The 19,669-nt window shown below is 33.6% G+C and carries 24 protein-coding genes and 1 other annotated feature; of the genes, 2 read left to right on the forward strand and 22 right to left on the reverse strand.

Annotated features, from left to right (window positions below):
- Window positions 1–3: 3 nt before the first annotated feature.
- The 7 genes from rsfS to BN1058_RS05745 are packed head-to-tail and all read right to left on the reverse strand — an operon-like array spanning window position 4 to window position 4,255.
- Window positions 4–360 carry a ribosome silencing factor gene (gene rsfS, locus BN1058_RS05715; protein ID WP_090854134.1) on the reverse strand — a complete coding sequence of 119 codons (357 nt, stop codon included), beginning with the start codon at window positions 358–360 and terminating at the stop codon, window positions 4–6.
- A complete protein-coding gene (gene yqeK, locus BN1058_RS05720; protein ID WP_090854137.1) occupies window positions 361–933 on the reverse strand; it encodes a bis(5'-nucleosyl)-tetraphosphatase (symmetrical) YqeK in 573 nt (190 codons plus the stop codon). It lies immediately after the preceding gene.
- Entirely contained in the window at window positions 902–1,489 is a 588-nt protein-coding gene (locus tag BN1058_RS05725; RefSeq protein ID WP_090854140.1) for a nicotinate-nucleotide adenylyltransferase, read from the reverse strand. The genes yqeK and BN1058_RS05725 overlap by 32 nt, the downstream gene beginning before the upstream one ends.
- Window positions 1,490–1,499: 10 nt before the next feature.
- Window positions 1,500–1,790: a ribosome assembly RNA-binding protein YhbY gene (gene yhbY / locus BN1058_RS05730; RefSeq protein WP_090854142.1), complete on the reverse strand. Its 291-nt coding sequence runs from the start codon at window positions 1,788–1,790 to the stop codon at window positions 1,500–1,502.
- A gap of 1 nt (window position 1,791) precedes the next feature.
- A complete protein-coding gene (gene aroE, locus BN1058_RS05735; protein WP_090854146.1) occupies window positions 1,792–2,625 on the reverse strand; it encodes a shikimate dehydrogenase in 834 nt (277 codons plus the stop codon).
- A 23-nt stretch (window positions 2,626–2,648) separates the two neighbouring features.
- A complete protein-coding gene (gene yqeH / locus BN1058_RS05740) occupies window positions 2,649–3,752 on the reverse strand; it encodes a ribosome biogenesis GTPase YqeH (protein WP_090854149.1) in 1,104 nt (367 codons plus the stop codon).
- The gene (locus tag BN1058_RS05745) at window positions 3,740–4,255 is read right to left on the reverse strand and encodes a YqeG family HAD IIIA-type phosphatase (protein WP_090854152.1); all 516 of its coding nucleotides are present in this window, start codon (window positions 4,253–4,255) and stop codon (window positions 3,740–3,742) included. Before BN1058_RS05745 ends, yqeH begins: the two co-directional genes overlap by 13 nt.
- 370 nt (window positions 4,256–4,625) lie before the next feature.
- On the opposite strand from BN1058_RS05745, the gene BN1058_RS05750 reads away from it, so the two are divergent.
- Together BN1058_RS05750 and sigK are read left to right on the forward strand one after the other, a co-directional pair.
- Window positions 4,626–4,799, forward strand: a complete 174-nt coding sequence (locus tag BN1058_RS05750; RefSeq protein ID WP_090854155.1) for a sporulation histidine kinase inhibitor Sda — start codon at window positions 4,626–4,628, stop codon at window positions 4,797–4,799.
- Window positions 4,800–4,926: 127 nt separating this feature from the next.
- Window positions 4,927–5,625, forward strand: a complete 699-nt coding sequence (gene sigK / locus BN1058_RS05755; RefSeq protein WP_090854158.1) for an RNA polymerase sporulation sigma factor SigK — start codon at window positions 4,927–4,929, stop codon at window positions 5,623–5,625.
- Between the two features lie 94 nt (window positions 5,626–5,719).
- Here sigK and BN1058_RS05760 read toward each other — a convergent pair whose 3' ends face one another.
- From BN1058_RS05760 to BN1058_RS05830, 15 genes are all read right to left on the reverse strand, one after another.
- On the reverse strand, window positions 5,720–5,941 hold the full coding sequence (locus tag BN1058_RS05760) for a YrhC family protein (protein WP_176694450.1): 222 nt from the start codon (window positions 5,939–5,941) through the stop codon (window positions 5,720–5,722).
- Between the two features lie 84 nt (window positions 5,942–6,025).
- Window positions 6,026–6,721, reverse strand: a complete 696-nt coding sequence (gene mtnN, locus BN1058_RS05765; RefSeq protein ID WP_090854164.1) for a 5'-methylthioadenosine/S-adenosylhomocysteine nucleosidase — start codon at window positions 6,719–6,721, stop codon at window positions 6,026–6,028.
- Between the two features lie 13 nt (window positions 6,722–6,734).
- Window positions 6,735–7,451 (reverse strand): YrrS family protein, encoded by a 717-nt coding sequence (locus tag BN1058_RS05770; RefSeq protein WP_090854166.1) that lies wholly within the window; start codon window positions 7,449–7,451, stop codon window positions 6,735–6,737.
- A 146-nt stretch (window positions 7,452–7,597) separates the two neighbouring features.
- On the reverse strand, window positions 7,598–8,074 hold the full coding sequence (gene greA, locus BN1058_RS05775) for a transcription elongation factor GreA (RefSeq protein ID WP_090854169.1): 477 nt from the start codon (window positions 8,072–8,074) through the stop codon (window positions 7,598–7,600).
- 168 nt (window positions 8,075–8,242) lie between these two features.
- Window positions 8,243–8,878: a uridine kinase gene (gene udk, locus BN1058_RS05780; protein ID WP_090854172.1), complete on the reverse strand. Its 636-nt coding sequence runs from the start codon at window positions 8,876–8,878 to the stop codon at window positions 8,243–8,245.
- Between the two features lie 29 nt (window positions 8,879–8,907).
- Window positions 8,908–9,546 (reverse strand): O-methyltransferase, encoded by a 639-nt coding sequence (locus BN1058_RS05785; RefSeq protein ID WP_090854176.1) that lies wholly within the window; start codon window positions 9,544–9,546, stop codon window positions 8,908–8,910.
- 99 nt (window positions 9,547–9,645) lie between these two features.
- Window positions 9,646–10,824 (reverse strand): endolytic transglycosylase MltG, encoded by a 1,179-nt coding sequence (gene mltG, locus BN1058_RS05790; protein ID WP_090854179.1) that lies wholly within the window; start codon window positions 10,822–10,824, stop codon window positions 9,646–9,648.
- Window positions 10,825–10,992: 168 nt separating this feature from the next.
- Window positions 10,993–11,271, reverse strand: a complete 279-nt coding sequence (locus BN1058_RS05795) for a DUF1292 domain-containing protein (RefSeq protein ID WP_090854182.1) — start codon at window positions 11,269–11,271, stop codon at window positions 10,993–10,995.
- Window positions 11,272–11,282: 11 nt separating this feature from the next.
- The gene (ruvX, locus tag BN1058_RS05800; RefSeq protein WP_090854185.1) at window positions 11,283–11,702 is read right to left on the reverse strand and encodes a Holliday junction resolvase RuvX; all 420 of its coding nucleotides are present in this window, start codon (window positions 11,700–11,702) and stop codon (window positions 11,283–11,285) included.
- Window position 11,703: 1 nt separating this feature from the next.
- The gene (locus BN1058_RS05805) at window positions 11,704–11,970 is read right to left on the reverse strand and encodes an IreB family regulatory phosphoprotein (protein WP_090854188.1); all 267 of its coding nucleotides are present in this window, start codon (window positions 11,968–11,970) and stop codon (window positions 11,704–11,706) included.
- 105 nt (window positions 11,971–12,075) lie between these two features.
- Window positions 12,076–14,709: an alanine--tRNA ligase gene (gene alaS / locus BN1058_RS05810; protein WP_090854193.1), complete on the reverse strand. Its 2,634-nt coding sequence runs from the start codon at window positions 14,707–14,709 to the stop codon at window positions 12,076–12,078.
- A gap of 68 nt (window positions 14,710–14,777) precedes the next feature.
- Window positions 14,778–14,985 (reverse strand) — a binding site (T-box leader).
- 97 nt (window positions 14,986–15,082) lie between these two features.
- A complete protein-coding gene (locus BN1058_RS05815; protein WP_255307005.1) occupies window positions 15,083–16,150 on the reverse strand; it encodes an AI-2E family transporter in 1,068 nt (355 codons plus the stop codon).
- Window positions 16,151–16,180: 30 nt separating this feature from the next.
- Window positions 16,181–16,402, reverse strand: a complete 222-nt coding sequence (locus BN1058_RS05820; protein WP_090854196.1) for a hypothetical protein — start codon at window positions 16,400–16,402, stop codon at window positions 16,181–16,183.
- Between the two features lie 187 nt (window positions 16,403–16,589).
- Complete coding sequence (locus BN1058_RS05825) at window positions 16,590–18,920, reverse strand: SF1B family DNA helicase RecD2 (protein WP_090854198.1); 2,331 nt, start codon at window positions 18,918–18,920, stop codon at window positions 16,590–16,592.
- A gap of 24 nt (window positions 18,921–18,944) precedes the next feature.
- Complete coding sequence (locus BN1058_RS05830) at window positions 18,945–19,613, reverse strand: tetratricopeptide repeat protein (protein WP_090854201.1); 669 nt, start codon at window positions 19,611–19,613, stop codon at window positions 18,945–18,947.
- Between the last annotated feature and the right edge of the window lie 56 nt (window positions 19,614–19,669).

Here is a 19,669-nt window from a genome sequence, read left to right on the forward strand (position 1 = left end):
TACTTATCCTTCTTTCGACAACTCTAAATCTACGAGTGGTGCATCTCCCCAAAGTCGTTCTAAATTATAATAACTGCGTTCATCTTTATGAAAAACATGACACACTACATCGCCGATGTCCACTAAAATCCATCGTGCTTGTTCAAAACCCTCTAATCGCTTCACTTCAAGGTCGTTTGCTTCTGCTTGGTCTTTAATTTCTCTTGCAATAGCTTGTACTTGCCTTTCATTTGATCCATCACAGATAATAAAATAATCTGCCATTAACGAAACTTCACTCATGTCTAACGTAATTATATCGTTGGCACGTTTATCATCACAAGCTTGTGCTGCTATTTTTACCATTTCTTTGTGATCCATTCAATCCACTCCTCTTGTTTTTGTATTAAAATAATTATATGCATGAACAGTATCAGGATAGATGAGTTGTTGTCTTCCAGCTAAAAATGAGATTATATTTTGAAGCGCCAAAAAGCAAGCTTTATCTAAATTTTGCCAAGCTTGCTTTCGTACTTCGTCTAGACCAGGAAAATCTCGTTCTGGTTCAATATAATCAGCAAGAAATACAATCTTTTCAATCATACTCATATGCACTTTCCCGGTGGTATGCCAGTATATCCCGTTTAATACCTCAGCGTCTTCGATACCAACTTCTTGCCTCACTAACATAGCACCTACTGGACCGTGCCACAACTCTGGATGATAACCCAACAAGTCTTTTGGCAAATTAGAATAAGTAATTATTCGTTGCATCTCCGACTTATCTCTATATTTAGCATAATCATGGAAAATGGCTGCCATTTCTACCTTTTTTTGATCTACCTGATAATGTTCCGCTAATTTTAAAGCAACATCTGTTACTCTAATTGTATGTTCATAGCGACTTTGATTTAATTGTTTCTTAACAATCTCTAGTGCGCTCTGACGATTCATATAAACGATTCTCCTTTATCAAGCGTCTTACTGAAGATGGAACAAAATAAGTAATTGGTTTATTTTGCTTCACTCGATTACGTATCATAGTAGATGAGATATCTAAACCAGGAATATCTACAGCAATAATAGGATAATTAGTATCCAATTCATATTCTGGTCGTTTTACACCAACAAACTTAACCATATTTATTAATTCATCAATTTTATTCCATTTAGGGAGATATTCAACCATATCAGCACCAATAATAAAATAAAAAGATGTATCTGGATATATTTCTTTTAATAAATGGATTGTATTAAATGTATATGATTTACCTGGGCGGTCTATTTCTATTGTCTTTAAAAAGAAATGATCATTATCATCTATTGCTGCTTCAACCATTGCAACACGATTTATAACAGCAGTACTTGCTTTGTCCTTATGTGGTGGTTCATTTGATGGAATAAACCATACTTCATCTAATTTTAATTGATGATAAACCTCTTCAGCAATCACTAAATGCCCAATATGAGGTGGGTCAAATGTACCACCTAATAACCCTACTTTCTTCATATTTTACTCCTTATGGCAATTCTATCGTTTTATTTTCTAATGATTCTTTATATAAAATGATATTATTTCCAATAATCTGTATCAATTCTGCACCTGTTCCTTGTACCAACGCTTCTGCAACTTCATCTTTATCTTCTAAACAATTTTGTAAAATACTTACTTTAATTAATTCTCTTTTTTCTAATGCCTCATCAATTTGTACAATCATATTATCATTCACACCAATCTTACCTACTTGAAAAATTGGACGTAAATGATTTGCCTTTGCTCGTAAAAATCTTTTTTGTTTTCCTGTTAACATATTATTCATCCTTTTTTAATTGTTGTTCTAAATTATATCTTAATGGATTCACTGATACCTTTTTTCCAGTCCATTTCTGAAATGCTAATTTCGCTTGATTCAAAAGCATCGTATGCCCTTGATGAATCTTGGCACCTTGATCTCTTGCTTCACGTAAAAATGTCGTTAGTAATGGCTGATAAACAATATCACTTACAACCGTTTCATGCAACAGATTATCTAATGAAAGAATCGCTACATCCTCATTCATACCAACAGATGTTGTTTGTATGATTAAATGATAGTTGTCTATATTTTTTTCAGCTTCTTCGAATGTTACACAGTTGGTTTTAACTTGTTTTGTCTGATTTAGTGACTTTAATGTCATTGCTTTTTCAATTGTGCGATTTGCTATATCAACTCGTTCAAATGATTCTTGACACAGAGCATAAAAAATTCCTCGAGCAGCTCCACCAGCACCAATAACTAATACATTTTTCTTCCCAGTAAATAGTTCCGGGTAGTCAGCTTTTACCGCTTGAATATACCCTAATCCATCTGTGTTATATCCTATCCACTTCCCATTGTCACAAACAACGGTATTTACTGCACCAATTTTTTCAGCATAGATATCTAGTTCATCTAAATAAGGAATGATTGCTTGCTTATATGGAACAGTTACATTATATCCTCTTAAATCATCCTGTTTTATCTTTTCAATAGTTTCTGGTAATTCAATGTCACTTGTTTCATAGAGCTTGTACTGCCCTTTTTGGTTAATTTGCTGTAAGAATTGTTTATGAATCCATGGTGATAATGAATGTTTAATTGGATATCCAATTAATCCTAATTTCATAACTTAACCCCTTTTTTAACATTCTAAATGATCGCATCTCGTTTGGATGGTGCCACTGTCTTTGGTGTATGGATCGTTACCGTAGCAGCAACACCAGACAGGGTTATCCAACCAAGTCCTGGTATCACAATATCACTTTTATTACCCTCTATTTTTAATGTGTGTGTAGACCATTCAGGTAAAAGGCTTAAATTGTCACTACTAGGTGGAGAAAGCAATTCACCTTTATGCTTCTCATACAATGCATCTGCATTTTCAAGCTTTGTCCGATGGATGGATAATTGATTTGCAAAATAGCAAACAAAAGGTTGTTTTTCTCCCTTTATAAAATCAAATCTTGCTAATCCTCCAATAAATAGTGTTTGTCCTTGTTGTAATTGATGAACAATAGGTTTTATTTCTTTTGCAGGTGTAATAACCTTTAGATCACTTTCGGAAAGATAGTGTGCCATCTGGCCGCGATTAATCACTCCAGGTGTATCAAATAAAGACGAATGTTGATCTAATGGAATTTCTATAAACCCTAAAGTTGTGCCTGGAAAGTAAGAAGTTGTTATTGCATCTTTCGTTCCTATTGATTCATTTATTAGACGATTAATAAATGTTGACTTTCCAACATTAGTACAACCTACAACATAAACATCTTGTTTGTTTCGGTAATATTCAATTCCTTTTTTAACTTCATCCATTCCTTTTCCATTTGATGCAGATATTAAATAAACATCTTGAACAACCAAGCCCAAATCAGCAGCTGTTTTTTTCATCCATTGTTTTAGTCGATTTAAATTTGTTGATTTTGGAAGTAAGTCAACTTTATTTCCTACTAATATAATCGGATTCTTGCCAGTCAAACGGTGTAAACTTTTTATAAAACTACCACTAAAATCAAAAATATCTACCACCTTAACAATTAAGCCACTTGATTCACTTATTTGACTAATCATATCTAAAAAGTCTTGATCGGTATAAGAAACATCTTGTACCTCATTATAATGTTTTAATCGAAAACAACGTTGACAGATTAGCATATCATTATTTAAGGCCGAAGCAGGAACAAATCCCGGTTTATTTTTATCAGTTGTTTGTATAGTAGCGCCACAGCCTTGACAATAATTCACTCTTTCCATGTAATTAGTCCCTTCTTTCGCATCCAGCTTAAAATTTTACGTTCTATTCTTCTGTTAATTCTTGTCCACACTCCATCTGTTTTCACGATAGGGACGACAAGTATAGTATAAAAACCAGCACTATTACCACCCAAAACATCGGTCATTAATTGATCACCAACCACAACGATCTCATCTTTTGAAAGTTTCATTTGTTTAGCAGCTTTTTTAAAAGCTTTCGCAAATGGTTTACGAGCGCTGTACACAAATGGCGTCTTTAATGGTTCTGAGAATAATTTTACTCGTTTTTCATTATTATTAGATATAATCGTAACACGAATACCATTTTCCTCCATTTTATTGAACCATTCAACAATCTCCGGTGTAGCATCTGGCACGTTCCATGCAACAAGTGTATTATCTAAATCAGTAATAATTCCCTTAATCCCCTTTTGCTTTAACATCGTAGGGTTTATTTCAAAAATATCTTGTACATGTTGATTTGGCAAAAATCTTTTTAACACTAATTTGTTCACCTCAGCATTCTATAACATCAATTCCACCTATTCATCATAAACAATTTATACTTTTCTTTCAAAACTAATTATAAAAAAATCAATAAAAAATATAGTTTATGCATGTATTCTCTTAAATAGAATACAAAATCGTTCGACAAATTCCCTGTTTTTTCATCATGTGGATAACTTTATCAACAAAAAAGCCACTGTTAAATCAATATGTTTTACGTTTTATTCACATTTTATCTACAAGACACTGTAGATAAGTATTAGCTTGTATCCCTAATTTAAATTTGTTAGTGTTATATTAACTTATTTCAGTAGTATTTAAAACGACTTAATCGAATTCCATCAAAAAGTAAATGGAGGGCAAATGATGCAAAATTTATCAGATGAATTATTAGTTGAGTCGTATTACAAAGCTTATGAACTTAATCTAAATCCAGAGTTTATCCGTCTAATTGAACAAGAAATGCATCGTAGATCCATCAAACTTGAGTTAGGTTATTCAATGAATAAAGATGATGCTTTTCAAAATTCTTTTCTTTAAAAAATAAATCTTTACTCCGCTTTATCTTTATAAAAAATAATTTTATATGGACAGACACAATCTAATTAGCACCAACATAGAGTATTGTATAGGCTAATGCCTAATAACTTTATGGAGGTGCATCTATTTGTCTGTTATTTTAAGTGCACTTGCCTTTATAATTAAGGATGTACTTTTTTTTGTCTCTTATGTTAAGAATCATGCCTTTCCACAACCGTTAAGTGCAAAAGAAGAAAGAATCCAAATAGAGAAGATGCAAGATGGAGATGAAGAGGCAAGAAACAAATTGATTGAACACAATTTACGTTTGGTCGCCCATATCGTTAAGAAATTTGAGAACACTGGTGAAGATACGGAAGATTTAATTTCTATTGGAACAATCGGTTTAATAAAAGGGATCGAGAGTTATTCAGCAGGGAAAGGAACCAAATTAGCAACATATGCAGCACGATGTATTGAGAATGAGATTTTAATGCATTTACGTGCATTAAAAAAAACCAAAAAAGATGTTTCACTGCAAGATCCGATCGGGCAAGACAAAGAAGGGAACGAAATTAGCTTAATTGATATTTTACAAGCTGAGAATGAAGATATCGTTGAATTTATCCAATTAAATATGGAAGTTGAAAAAATCAAACAATACTTAGACATATTAGATAACAGGGAAAAACAAGTAATTGTTAGTAGATATGGTCTTGGTAATGAAGATGAGCTAACACAGCGTGAAATAGCGAAAAGATTAAATATATCACGAAGTTATGTATCTAGAATTGAAAAACGTGCGCTAATGAAGGTTTTCCACGAATACTATCGCAAAGAAAAATGATTAACACCTGTTCACATCAATAATCTATCAATTATATAATTGGAACAAATATACGTTACGACGTATATTTGTTCCGTAACATGCTATTTACATATCAATTGTTAACCTGTTTATTTAATCGGTTTATTAAAATGATAAATACAGATGCTCCAACTAAACACAAAACTAGTAAAATAAGTATAAAGAAAATATGCTCTGTTGTTTGTTTACTGTATATTTGAATTAACATTCCTGCGTAGAGATATGCACTTAAAATGAGAAGTACAAATGTAAAACGGCTAAAATCGGCAATCTTATTCATAATCGCTTGTTCCAATTCGTCTCCTCCTCCTATCATGATATAGATATATCATAACATGATAGGAGGCTCTATTTATCTGGTAAATCATTGAATTGCAAATTACATTTTCCGAACAACTTTTTCTATTAATTCAGCGGCGTGCTTTGCAGCCGTTTCTAAAAATGCCTCAAATGAAATAGAAGATTCTTTCCCAGCAATATCAGATAACGCACGAATAATTACAAATGGTGTTTTGTATTGTTGACATACTTGGGCAATTGCAGCAGCTTCCATTTCAGCAGCAATAAGCTCAGGAAATTTCTTTCTCACAAATGCCACACGCACTGCATCACTCATAAAAGTATCCCCGGTTGCTATTAACCCTTGTTTACTTTGTCTTAAATCACTAAGTTCATTGATTGCAGCTTCTGTATACTCTATCAGTTTATCATCTGCTAAGTAAACCGCAGGTAAACCTGGTACTTGTCCATATACATAGTCAAAGGCTGTTACATCAACATCATGATGTGTTACTTCCTTACCTATAACTAAATCTCCAACTTGTAAGTCTTGTCCAAAGCCCCCGGCAGAACCAGTATTAATCACATGCGTTGGTTGATACCGCTCATGTAAAATAGTTGTAGCCATTGCCGCATTTACTTTTCCGATACCTGATTGTAATAGTACTACATCTTTATCTTCCATTTTTCCTTGAATAAATAAACAATTTGCTATTGTAGTTTCTGTATCAATTACCATGTTTTCTTTTAATAACGCAATTTCTTCATCCATTGCACCAATAATCCCAATTTTCACCATTAACTCTCCTCTAATTAGCTATTTCTTCGTTGTCATTTTCATCTGATTCTTGTTCATTTGTACTAATTGAATCAAATCTATACTTTTGATCATTTTCTTTTAAATGGTCAACTCTTGTCGGCTGCCACCCTGTATTTTCAATCCATGAAAGGTAAACACGATAATGCTCACTCTCTGCTTGATTTGAAAACGTTGCAATTACTTTTTGAGGACCGTTACCCGAAACCCATAAATAAGATATTTCTTCTTGATCCAAACCTGTTGCTAATTGTGCGGCTTGAAGCATCTCTTTCCAATCTTGTGAATCTTGTTCCCATGAAATTTCATGCGGTTCGGATTGAACAGTTTGGACAGGTTCCCAATTGGCGGTATACGCTTCAGTTACTAACTCATCATCAACTTCCAATTCTTTTAATTCAATAACTTGATCAGATGTGTCATTAGAGGTAGTTTCTGCGTCATCATTTGAATCATTCATTGCTTGTTCATCCGCATTTCCGTTTTCAAGAGGATCATTGGGTTTGTCTCCACTTATTTCCTGTGTTTTGTCATCTTGATTTTGCGCAACTTTCTTATCAGGTGAATCGGATGTAATGGTTTGAATAACAAAAAATAAAACAAAAACTACCATAGCACTAATACTGAAAAACAGTAATAGTTTTTTGTTTTTTCGACGCTTTTCAAATCGATTTGTTCTACTGAAGTGATAGTCATAATCTTCCGGCATATTCCTAACCTCCTGATCAGTTTGTTACATTTAATAGGTACAACTCCTATCCATTCATTATACTATTATTTAAATACCAATAACACTTATTTTCTTCGAACTGCCTTATTGATGAAAAGAACTTGGCAACATGCCAAGTTCTTTTTTTAATCTACACTTATAATTTTAACATTCATGTCACCAGCTGGAGTAGGTACCGTTACTTCTTGACCGATCTCACATCCAAGTAGACTTTTAGCAATTGGAGAATCATTGGAAATTTTCCCTTCAAACGGATCAGCTTCTGCACTACCTACAATTGTATATGTCTCTTCATCACCATCAGGTAATTCTTGGAAAGTAACTGATTTACCTAATGCTACCATATTTGGATTTTGATCATTATTCTCAATAATAACAGCATTACGAATCATATTTTCTACTTGAGCGATTCTAGATTCGACGAAAGCCTGCTCATCTTTCGCTGCATCATATTCTGAATTCTCAGATAGATCACCAAAATCACGAGCGACTTTAATTCGCTCTACAACCTCTTGACGTCTTTCTGTTTTTAAATAATGTAATTCTTTCTCTAACTTTTCTTTTCCTTCTTGTGTCATATAATAGCTCTTCTCTACAGCCATTCGTTACACTCCTTTAATCCAAACCTTTTTCAAGTATTTTTCTGATATTTATTCTAGAGAAAACAGAGATATACCTATTCACTTCAAAATTAAAGTAAACGTTTAATAATGTACTAACCAATACTATGGCAGATTTTAGCGTATATTTCAATAGTTTCTTTTTTGATACTACATCTTTTCTTTTCGATTTAAGATAGTTTGAATTTTTGTTGCCATTAAATCAATGGCTACGTGGTTTTCCCCACCTTCAGGAATAATAATATCTGCATATCGTTTTGTTGGTTCAATAAATTGCAAATGCATCGGACGTACAACATTTATGTACTGATCAATCACTGAATCGATCGTTCGGCCTCTTTCTTTGATATCTCTCAGTAGACGACGAATGATTCTAACATCAGCATCAGTATCTACATATACTTTTATATCCATTAAATCAACCAGTCGAGGATCTTCTAAAATTAGTATCCCCTCTAAAATAATAACTTCCTTTGGCTCTACATATAATACTTCTTCTGATCGTGTATGGCGCTTGTAATCGTATATTGGTTTGTTAATTGGTTGATGATGAATTAACTGATTTACATGTTCAATTAACAAATCATTATCAAAAGCAAAGGGATGATCATAATTCGTTTGTAATCGCTCTTCAAAAGGAAGGTGTGATTGATCCTTATAGTAGTAATCCTGTTCAATCACTAAAATTGTTTTATCTGCGAAGCGTTGACATATGGAGCGTGTTACAGAAGTTTTTCCTGAACCAGAGCCGCCTGCCACACCAATAATAATAGGTTTTTCCTTCATTTTTTTAAAACCCCTTTTTTCTAACTTGTCTATTCTTTTTCACTTTTAGTAGTTATCGCTACGCCGTCTCCTATTGGAATGATAGAAGTATGATAATCTGGGTGATTAGCTAGCCATTGATTGTATGACTTAATTTTATTAACTAATTTATTTTTTCTTTTTTCAACAGTATTTTCTTTTGAAGCCACTAATCCTTTAAACAATACATTATCGGAAATAATAACACCATTATCGGAAAGCATTGGTGAATACAGCTCAAAAAATCGTTGATACTGTCCTTTTGCTGCATCAACAAAAAGCAAATCAAAAGGAGCTTTATTCCGAATGGTTTCAACACATTCCAATGCATCACTAAATATAATGTTAATTTTACCTTCCTTATCATATTTAGCAATATTATTTAATGCTTGTTGATATCTATCTTCATCACGCTCAATCGTTATGATGGATGTCTGCGGAAACGCTTGAAGCATCCTTAATGCTGAATAACCAATAGCTGTACCTATTTCTAGAATTCTTTTTGGCTGTTTCATTCGAATGATTTGCATTAAAAAATCAATACCCAATGGCTCCATAATTGGAACGTGATTTCTTTGCGCATAATCTTCTAACTCTTTTATCCATTCAGGGGATGCTTCTAATAGATCTTCCAAATATTCTTCATTCATTTCTAATATCCACCCTATCTATAAACAATCTATCCATTCATTTATATAATGAATATGAAAGAAAAGCAGGGAAACCTATACAAAGTCTCCCTGTAATAATTATTTGCTTCGTTTTAAATGTTCATTGACTAATCGTTTATGTTGTTCATATGTTTCAGCATAATACACACTGCCATCTGGTGCAGCAACAAAATAAAAATAACTAGTATTTTCTGGATCAAGAACTGCTTTTAGTGAATTTTCTCCGAAGTTTGAGATCGGACCAGGTGTTAAACCTTTTGTTTGGTATGTGTTGTAAGGAGAATCCACCTCTAAATCTTTGTATAACACGCGTTCTTTATGCTCTCCTAACGCGTACAATACGGTGGGATCTGTTTGTAGTATCATATCTTTGTCTAAACGATTAAAGAATACACCAGCAATACGTTTTCGATCCTTTTGTGTTCGTGCTTCTTTCTCTACTAGTGATGCTAATGTTAGAACGTCATGAACTGAGTAACTTTTCTTCTCTTGGATTTGTGGAAGATAGTTCAATACGACTTGTTCCGTTTTTTCTAACATATCATGTACAATCATATCAACCGATGGATTTTCATCATAAAATTGATAGGTTGCAGCAAACAAATAGCCTTCCAATGGATAACGAATATCCTCTGCCAAAATTTCATCAGATAAGATCTCTGGATAAGCCTCAATCAATGGTTCAATATAATCTTGATCTTTCATCTTCTCCATAAATTGATTAGCACTTATATTCGCATGTTGCTCAAACAAATCAGCTATTTCTTCCAAAGTCTTCCCTTCTGGAATCGTCACACTAAGAACTGGATCTTGCATGACAACACCTGTTTGAAGTTTCTCAGTAATCTCTTTAAGAGACATGGAAGGTGAAAGTTGATAATCACCAGCTTGAAATTGTGATACATTATTGAATTTAACATAGAAGCGATAAATTAAATCATTGGAAATAATCCCGTCATCCTCTAAAATACTTGCAATTTGTGATGTTGAAGACCCCAAAGGTATCGTTACAGTTTGCTTCGTATCATCAGAAGGATTTACTGGCTCCAGTCCATTTTTAATGTAAAAATAGCCTGAAACACCACCAACAACTATTAAAATAGATAGCAACAATAACAAGCTTAAGACAATCTTTCTAACAGTACTTGCTTCTTTACTTCGCTTTAAAAATCGGTCCTTTTTTTCTTGTTTACTATTTTGACTATTATTATTATGCATTTCTGCTTTATTATTCTTCTCATGATCAGATGTGGACATCATGGTTCCTCCCTTCACCCGGTATATTATACTACAACATTCTACATAATTTCTATGTAATTTTAAAATCTTTGTGTAATTAACTCGAAGAAGAATTCCTCATAAGGTAAAACTTATAATGAAGGGAGAAACGAAAAAGCAGAAGGTTTGAACCTTCTGCTTTAAATATTATTCCTCTTCTTCTGTTAACGTATTAAGCATTTCCTCTACCATTTGCCATTCTTCTTCGGTTTCAATTTGATATAGTGCTAAATCATCATCGTTTTCTTTATCCTCATAACGAAAAGCAAAAACTTCTACTTCCTCATCATCTTTTTGTTCAACAGGTACAACTGCAATGTAAGATTGTCCATTTTGATCGACATCAAAGGTGAAAAGCACCTCAAATAAATGTTCTTCTCCGTTTTCATCAGGGATAATAATACGTTCCTTTTCTTCTAAAGCCATTGTTTAGCCTCCTAGTTTTGATTAGCATCTAGATAACTTTGTAAAATCATCACAGCTGCCATTTTGTCTATTACCTTTTTTCTCTTTTTTCTACTTACATCAGCCTCTAATAATACACGTTCTGCAGCCATTGTTGATAATCGCTCGTCCCATAGTACGGTAGGTAATGAAAAGTGTTCCTCTATAAATGAAGCAAATTCCTGCGACATTTCAGCACGTTCCCCTATGGTACCATTCATGTTCTTTGGTAAACCAACAATTATTTCAGATACTTCATATTGTTGGATTATCAATGCTAACTCTTCTATAGCAGTTTGATAATCATTTTCATCCCATCGAATTGTTTTAATCCCTTGGGCTGTCCACCCCATTGCATCACTAACAGCTACCCCTATTGTTTTGGAGCCGACGTCTAAAGCCATTTTTTTCATATTAACCCTCTTTATGTTGTTGCAAATAGAACGTTACTAGTTCTTCAATTAGCTCATCTCGCTCTATCCGACGTATCAAATTTCTTGCATCTTTATATCTCGGAATGTAGGCTGGATCACCTGAAAGTAAATAACCAACGATTTGATTGATTGGATTATAACCTTTTTCACGTAATGCTTCGTAAACCGTTAATAATACTGCATTTATATTTTCCTCAAAAGGTTCTTCAGAAAAATTAAATTTCATTGTTTTATCCATTGACCCCATGATAACACCCGCCTTTTCCAAATATTATCTTATTTACACTATCATCATAACACAAATATCTATTTGTTGAGTCAATTATACCTTTTTTAAAGATAAATTGACAATCTAAACTACATTCGAAATGTATGTTTTTGCATATTCCAATGCCTCTTGCACCTTTTCTGGATTTTTCCCACCGGCTTGCGCCATATCAGGACGACCACCACCGCCACCACCGCAGCGTGTAGCTGTTTCTTTGATTAATTTCCCTGCATGATAGCCTTTATCTATTAAATCTTTTGATACACCTGCTGCTAATTGTACTTTCCCATTATTAACAGCTGCTAGCAAAATAATACCTGAAGCTATTTTTTGTTTCAAATCATCGACCATTCCACGTAGTTGGTCCATATCAGAAACATCAACTTTTTCAATTAATACTGCTACGTCATTTACTTCTTCTACTTTATCCAATATCGAAGCTACTTCTAAATTAGATAGTTTCTGATTTAATTTCTCTTTTTCCTTTTGTAATTCTTTCATCTCTATGAATAAATCATTAATTCTTGTTGGAACCTTATCCTGTGATACTTTAAGTAATTGCGCAGATTCAGATAAAATTGCTTGTTGTTGATTGACAAATTGATACGCATTTTTAGCTGTTGCTGCTTCAATTCTTCTTGTGCCTGCTCCAATACCTGATTCTGTTGTAATCTTAAATAATCCAATTTCCGATGTATTGCGCACATGACAGCCACCACATAACTCCAAGCTATAATCTCCTATTGAGACAACTCGGACAACATCACCATATTTCTCTCCAAATAAAGCAGTAGCTCCCATTTCCTTTGCTTCATCTATCGAATGGTAGTTCGTGGTGACATTTAAGGAATCCCAAATTCTCTCATTAACAATTGATTCAATTCTTTTCAATTGCTTTTCGGTAATCGCACTGAAATGTGAAAAATCGAACCGTAAACGATCAGGTGCAACAAGTGACCCGGCTTGATTCACATGATCCCCGAGTACATCTTTTAGTGCTTGGTGTAATAAATGTGTTGCAGTATGATTCTTCTCAATAAATGTTCTTGCTTTCTCATCAACTACTGTCTTAACTTCTTCACCTTGGATAAATTCACCGCTTGTCACAATCACACGGTGCAAATTCTGGCCTTTTGGTGCTTTTTGCACATCTTCTACTCTAGCTTCACCATGTTCTGAATAAATCCAACCTTTGTCAGCAATTTGTCCACCACTTTCCGCATAGAAAGGCGTTTCACTCAAAACAAGATACAATTCCTCTTCTGAAGATTGATTGACAAATGTTTTATCTTGAATAATTGCTTCAATGGTTGTATCAACGGTTGAATTATCATAACCAACAAAATTACTTTCCACTTTTAACGAATGAAAAATTTCATCTTGCACTTGCATAGAATCTACTTTTTGTCTCGCATTCCGCGCACGTTCTTTTTGTTTTTTCATTTCATTTTCAAAGCCAATCTCATCAATAGTAAAACCAGCATCTGCTACATATTCTTCTGTTAGCTCTTTTGGAAAACCATAGGTATCATATAATCGGAATACTTCGGTCCCTGGGAAGACATTTTTCCCTTGTTTTTTTTCTTTTTCAATAATATCTTCAAGAATTACTAACCCTTCATGTAATGTTTCATGAAAACGATCTTCTTCTGTTTTCACAACATTTTCAATAAAGTCTTGTTTTTTCTTTAATTCAGGGTAGAATGTTTGCATGATATCACCAACTGTACCAACGAGTTGATACATAAACGGTTTTTCAATTCCAATTTGTTTAGCGAAACGAACTGCTCTTCTTAATAATCTCCTTAAAACATAACCGCGTCCATCATTAGAAGGTAAAGCCCCATCAGCAATGGCAAAAGAGACCGTACGAATATGGTCAGAAATAACTTTAAACGCCACATCTGCTTGCTCATTTTTACCGTATTTTTCATTAGAGAAAGTTTCTACTTTTTTAATTAAAGGAAGAAATAGATCTGTTTCAAAGTTTGTTGGTGTATCTTGAATAACAGAAAGCATTCGTTCTAACCCCATGCCCGTATCAATATTTTTCTTTGGTAGGGGAGTATATGTATCATCTGGATTATGATTAAACTGTGAAAATACTAAATTCCATATTTCTAAGTAGCGATCATTTTCTCCACCTGGATACAATTCAGAATCATTTGGATCATTACCAAATGTTTCTCCTCGGTCATAAAAAATTTCTGTGTTCGGTCCACTAGGTCCTTCCCCAATATCCCAAAAATTTTCCTCTAATCGAATAATCTGTTTCTCTGGAAGTTTAATATGATTTTTCCATAAATCATATGCTTCATCGTCTTCTGGATGGACGGTTACTGCTAATTTTTCCGGATCAAAACCGATCCACTTTTCACTTGTAAGAAACTCCCAGGCCCAAGTGATCGCTTCTTCTTTAAAGTAATCGCCAATTGAGAAATTCCCTAACATCTCAAAAAATGTATGGTGTCGAGCGGTAAAACCAACATTCTCGATGTCATTTGTTCGAATGGATTTTTGTGCGTTAACGATTCGTGGATTATCTGGAATCACTCGTCCATCAAAATATTTTTTTAATGTAGCAACACCACTATTAATCCATAAAAGAGTCGGATCATCTTTTGGAACAAGTGACGCACTAGGTTCTATCCTATGCCCTTTTTCTTTAAAAAAATCTAAAAACATTTGACGCACTTCTGCAGATGTTAATTGCTTCATAATACAAAGCCTCCTAAATAATTAATCTTGTTTTTATAATTAAAAAAACTCTCCTCTCTGCAAAAATATGCAGGGACGAGAGTTGACTATCGCGGTACCACCCTGATTATGAACCATCAGATTCATCACCTTAAGAACGATAACGGTGTTTAACCGGCAGGGATTAGCTGCACTCCAAACAAGCTTCTGTAACCCTTCATTTAGAACCTCTTACAGCCACGGAAATTCCTCTCTTGAAATGGTCTGTTACATACTACTGTTTATCAACGCTTTTTTACTTACTATGCTACGATATTATAGTTAATTTTCGCTTTTCTGTCAATATTTCATCACTTTGCAAAAAATGCGACTATTTTTTTAAAAATGCTATCCATTAAGAATGAAGGTTATTGTCTTTACTCTGATAAATAACAACTTTAACAACAGTTGCTAGTGGAATAGCAACAATCATACCGATAATTCCAGCGATTTCTCCACCAACAAGTAAAATTAATATAATTAAAATTGGATGGAGATGAACGCTTTTTCCAACGATATATGGTGACAATAAATTCCCCTCAATAATTTGAATAAAAACCACACCTAAGGCAACATATATGACTTGTTTCGTTGAAATGGTGAAAGCAATAATAATTGCTGGTAACGCACCAATAATTGGACCGAAATATGGAATGATATTTGTTACTGCCATAATAATTGCTAATACAAGTGGATATTTCATCTTTATTAATAATAAAATCAAATACGATGTCAAGCCCACAAAAAAACAAACAATAAGTTGACCACGTATATAGCTACCCAACCCTTGGTCAACCGCTGGCCAAAGTTGTTTTACCTTTGGCTGATATTTCCTTGGAAATAACTTTATTAAACTTGATTTTATTAAGTGAAAATCTTTTAACATATAAAATACTAAAACAGGGATCACCGCTATAACCATAAAAATGTCCATGATTCTTGTAACCTGTTTTAATATGTTTGCTACCCAATTTTCAATGCTCGTTTCCAAATGATTAAAAAACATATCCATCTGATCGTGGAAAGATTCAGGCAAAAAAGCAGTTTTTTCATATAGCTGGTATATTGTAGAGCGATATGTATCAAAGAAGTTAGGTAAACTTTGTTGCAAATCTTTCATTTGCTTGACTAATGCCGGAAATGCATGATAGCAAGCAACTATAATCCCTCCGAAAAACAAGATATAAATACCAATAATCACAATGCTTCTAGGAACATGATATTGATGGATCTTTTCAATTAAAGGATGCAATAAATATGCAATAAATGCTGCAATAAGAAAAGGCGTTAAGATTTTAATCATTACCGTAAGTAGTTGACGATAAAAAGGAAATAATAGATGCAACAAATAGATAAAGAGTAAAATTACGATTCCAACAATAAAAATAGAAAGCCACTTTCTAATCATTCTTTTTGAAAGCATATCCATTACTCCTTATAAAAAAAGTGTTCATTATCCTTGTAATGTTCGATCTTCTTCAGTAAAAAGATCATCTAATGAACTTAAGGAGCCATCTTCTTCGACTTGGTCCATATGAAGCACATTTTCAATTAACTTTAATTCTATAAAACATTCCCAACAATAGTAATGTTGGTTTCCTATCCTACCAATATTTTTGCTTTTGCAATTTGGACAATGCAATAATCTCACTCCTGCTACTATTTTTACTTTCATTTTTCCCAAGAAAAAACAAATATATACAAATATAATAGTAAAATAGAGCAAATTTACGGGAAGTGATGATAACACTAGCTAAAGCGTATTAGTAGGTAAGGTGCTTACTATTCTAGGAGTTCTACAACATAAACACACATATCCTGTTATTAGATCAAGAATTGATGGCTTATTCGATAGTTTATTTTTATAAAAAATCATACGGAGATAATTCGTCTTCATCGGTAACCACTTGCTCTGGTTCAGAAAATACCAACTTTCCGTCCAATAGAAGTTGTAGCTTTTCTGTTAAGGTCGTATACCTACTATTTTCATCAACTTTTTGTACACCTTTTATAAATGAACCTTTATCACCACACAGTAGAAGTGATTGTTTTGCTCGAGTAATAGCAGTGTACAATAAATTTTTCTTCAACATTCGACGGTAACTCGAGATAATTGGGAAAATGACAATAGGAAACTCACTCCCTTGTGACTTGTGAATAGAGATACAATAAGCATGCATAATATTTAAAAGATCTTGACGATTATAAGCAATCTCTTTTTCATCAAAAGATATGATAACTTGTTCTTCTTGCTCTTCTGATTCATCTTCTTGCTTGATGGCTGTGATTTCTCCAATATCTCCATTAAACACGCCATCTTCTGGTTGGTTGACTAATTGAATGACCTTATCACCTGTCCGAAAAACAACATCTCGTGTTTTAAGCTCTCTTCTTCCTTTTGTCTTTGGATTAACTAGTTGTTGAATTTCTTCGTTTAAGCGATGAATCCCAGCTTGTGTTCGATACATTGGAGCGACTACTTGCATCTCTTTTACATCTAGTCCTTTTGACTGTGCTTTGTTTAGTATTTGCTTGATTACTTCTATTACTTGCTCTTCATTGCAGCCAATAAAATTAAAATCTGAAGCTTTAGATAATGAATCCATAGATACTTGATTTTGCTTAATTTCATGTGCAAGCTGAATAATCTTTGATCCTTCTTTTTGACGATAGACTTCATCGAGTTTAACAGCAGGTATACAATCGCTTGCTAACAAATCTGCAAGTACTTGACCAGGACCTACCGATGGTAACTGATCCTCATCCCCTACTAATAATACTTGCATTTGATTAGGTATCGCTTTAAATAATTGGTTCGCTAAAAAAACATCTACCATAGAAAATTCATCTACTACTAACAATTTTCCAGATAATTGATTCCCTTCGTCTTTTTCAAAACTATCATTTCCATCCCAACCTAATAGTCGATGAATAGTTACTGCAGGCAATCCAGTTGATTCAGTCATTCGCTTGGCAGCTCTTCCAGTTGGAGCAGTCAAAATAAAGGGGAAATCTGATTTTTTGTCATATGATCTTGGATCAAGTGACATATCATGTAAATGACTATAAGCACGTAGAATCCCTTTGATAACCGTTGTTTTCCCTGTACCTGGACCTCCAGTTAAAATCATAATCTTTTTTGATAGGGCTTGCTTGATTGCTTGGAACTGCTCTTTTCCATAACTTAAATACTCTTCTTCTTCAATTTCACCAACAATTTTCAACAAATCGGACTCAACGATCTCATTATCAACAGGGTGTTCAATCGTACGCTTTAATTGCGTACAAAATCCTGTTTCCGCATAGTATAAAACTGGTAAGTATACAAGTTTATTATCAATAATGACATGTTTGCTGCTATGTAATGCTTCAAGTTGTATAATTAGTTCCTTTTCTGAAATTTGATAACGAGACGTTTGAATTAAATGACTAGTTCTAGTAATCAATTCATCAATTGGCAAATATACATGACCATCTTGTACAGATTCTTGTAAAGAGTATAAGTAACCTGCTTGGAGTCGCATAGGATGGCTCATTTCTAAATTATTTTGTTTGGCCACCTCATCTGCACGCATAAAACCAAATCCTTCGATATCAAAAACATACTGATATGGATTATTCTCAAGAATGTCAATGGCTTTCTCTTGATATGTGGCATAAATTTTCTGAGCCATTTTTAAACCAAAACCATATTGTGCTAAGTGAATAACGATATGCTCAAATCCTTGATGTTCTTGGAGACTACGCGTTAAATTTTCAGCTTTTTCCTTGGTCAGCCCTTTTATAGAATCTAATACACTACCATCTTTTAATATTTTAGAAATAGCTGTGTCTCCGAGCTTTTCCACAATTCGTTGCGCTAGTTTCTTTCCGATTCCATGAAATAAGTCACTTGAAAGATAGGCAATTAACCCTTCTTTTGTATCCGGAATAAATCGACGGTAATGTTCCACTTGATATTGTCGACCAAATTTTTTATGATCAACAAAATGCCCTTGAAAAATATATGGTTCCCCAATGGCTAATTCGCTAAAATATCCTTTAATTACTAATTCATTGTCAGCAAATGATTCATTCGTATCAAGCACCTTAATTTTCGCAATAGAAAAATGCTCCTGTTGATTAGAAAAAATTGTATGAATAAGTTCTCCTTTTATATATCGATCTTCCTTATTTGTTTGTATTTTTTCCATCACAGAATGACTCCTTTGCCATCATTATTCCTCGTTTTGCCGCACGATTTCTTCTACCTTTTCCTTCACATCTAAAGCTAACGCATGATCTGGTTGTAATTTGATTGCTTCGTTTAAATGATGTAGCGCCAATTCTGTATCGTCTTCAAATAGCAGTGTAACACCTAAGTTATAATGTGCATCACTGTGTGATTCATTAATAACTAATACCTGTTCAAATATTTCTTTTGCGAGAGACAACTGTTCCGTTTGTGCTAAAGATAGACCATATTGAAATAGAATAACCTCATCATCCGGTTGCAATTCTTTTGCGCGCTGAAAATATGGTAATGCCAGTTTATCATGATTTTGTTGTTGAAAGGATAAACCCAACATAAAAAATACATCCGCTTCTTTAAGTCCATAATGAATAGCCTTTTGATAATAACGTTGTGCTTTAGCATAATCCTCTTTCTCAAAATATAAATTTCCTAAGCCATAATATGCTGTCCCAGCTTTATCATCTAAAGCAATAGCTTTTTGAAAAAAACGAATAGCGCGATCAAAATCATTTATATGTAATAATAAATTTCCAAAGTTTATATAACCTACTGGATCATTCGGAGATTGTTCGATCACTTCATTAAAATATTGCGCTGCTTCTTGATATTTACCTTCTTGCATATATTGAATACCTTGATTCATCTCTTCCATGTAATCCATTCACCTTTCTATTATTATGAAAATACAGAACAGAAACGCAGTCTGTT

The organism is Paraliobacillus sp. PM-2 (assembly GCF_001368815.1).
Taxonomy (GTDB): domain Bacteria; phylum Bacillota; class Bacilli; order Bacillales; family Amphibacillaceae; genus Paraliobacillus.

Bases quoted from the DNA above. Each gene is read 5' to 3' on its own strand.
- mltG (WP_090854179.1), bottom strand. From the start codon at position 10,824: ATGTCCACATCTGATCATGAGAAGAATAATAAAGCAGAAATGCATAAT.
- BN1058_RS05770 (WP_090854166.1), bottom strand. From the start codon at position 7,451: ATGCCGGAAGATTATGACTATCACTTCAGTAGAACAAATCGATTTGAA.
- yqeH (WP_090854149.1), bottom strand. From the start codon at position 3,752: ATGGAAAGAGTGAATTATTGTCAAGGCTGTGGCGCTACTATACAAACA.
- BN1058_RS05795 (WP_090854182.1), bottom strand. From the start codon at position 11,271: ATGGCTTTAGAAGAAAAGGAACGTATTATTATCCCTGATGAAAACGGA.
- BN1058_RS05750 (WP_090854155.1), top strand. From the start codon at position 4,626: ATGCAAAATTTATCAGATGAATTATTAGTTGAGTCGTATTACAAAGCT.
- alaS (WP_090854193.1), bottom strand. From the start codon at position 14,709: ATGAAGCAATTAACATCTGCAGAAGTGCGTCAAATGTTTTTAGATTTT.
- BN1058_RS05825 (WP_090854198.1), bottom strand. From the start codon at position 18,920: ATGGAAAAAATACAAACAAATAAGGAAGATCGATATATAAAAGGAGAA.
- BN1058_RS05725 (WP_090854140.1), bottom strand. From the start codon at position 1,489: ATGAAGAAAGTAGGGTTATTAGGTGGTACATTTGACCCACCTCATATT.
- rsfS (WP_090854134.1), bottom strand. From the start codon at position 360: ATGGATCACAAAGAAATGGTAAAAATAGCAGCACAAGCTTGTGATGAT.
- ruvX (WP_090854185.1), bottom strand. From the start codon at position 11,702: ATGAAAAAAATGGCTTTAGACGTCGGCTCCAAAACAATAGGGGTAGCT.
- BN1058_RS05820 (WP_090854196.1), bottom strand. From the start codon at position 16,402: ATGAAAGTAAAAATAGTAGCAGGAGTGAGATTATTGCATTGTCCAAAT.
- BN1058_RS05830 (WP_090854201.1), bottom strand. From the start codon at position 19,613: ATGGAAGAGATGAATCAAGGTATTCAATATATGCAAGAAGGTAAATAT.
- BN1058_RS05815 (WP_255307005.1), bottom strand. From the start codon at position 16,150: ATGCTTTCAAAAAGAATGATTAGAAAGTGGCTTTCTATTTTTATTGTT.
- yhbY (WP_090854142.1), bottom strand. From the start codon at position 1,790: ATGTTAACAGGAAAACAAAAAAGATTTTTACGAGCAAAGGCAAATCAT.
- aroE (WP_090854146.1), bottom strand. From the start codon at position 2,625: ATGAAATTAGGATTAATTGGATATCCAATTAAACATTCATTATCACCA.
- BN1058_RS05805 (WP_090854188.1), bottom strand. From the start codon at position 11,970: ATGGGGTCAATGGATAAAACAATGAAATTTAATTTTTCTGAAGAACCT.
- yqeK (WP_090854137.1), bottom strand. From the start codon at position 933: ATGAATCGTCAGAGCGCACTAGAGATTGTTAAGAAACAATTAAATCAA.
- udk (WP_090854172.1), bottom strand. From the start codon at position 8,878: ATGAAGGAAAAACCTATTATTATTGGTGTGGCAGGCGGCTCTGGTTCA.
- BN1058_RS05785 (WP_090854176.1), bottom strand. From the start codon at position 9,546: ATGAATGAAGAATATTTGGAAGATCTATTAGAAGCATCCCCTGAATGG.
- greA (WP_090854169.1), bottom strand. From the start codon at position 8,074: ATGGCTGTAGAGAAGAGCTATTATATGACACAAGAAGGAAAAGAAAAG.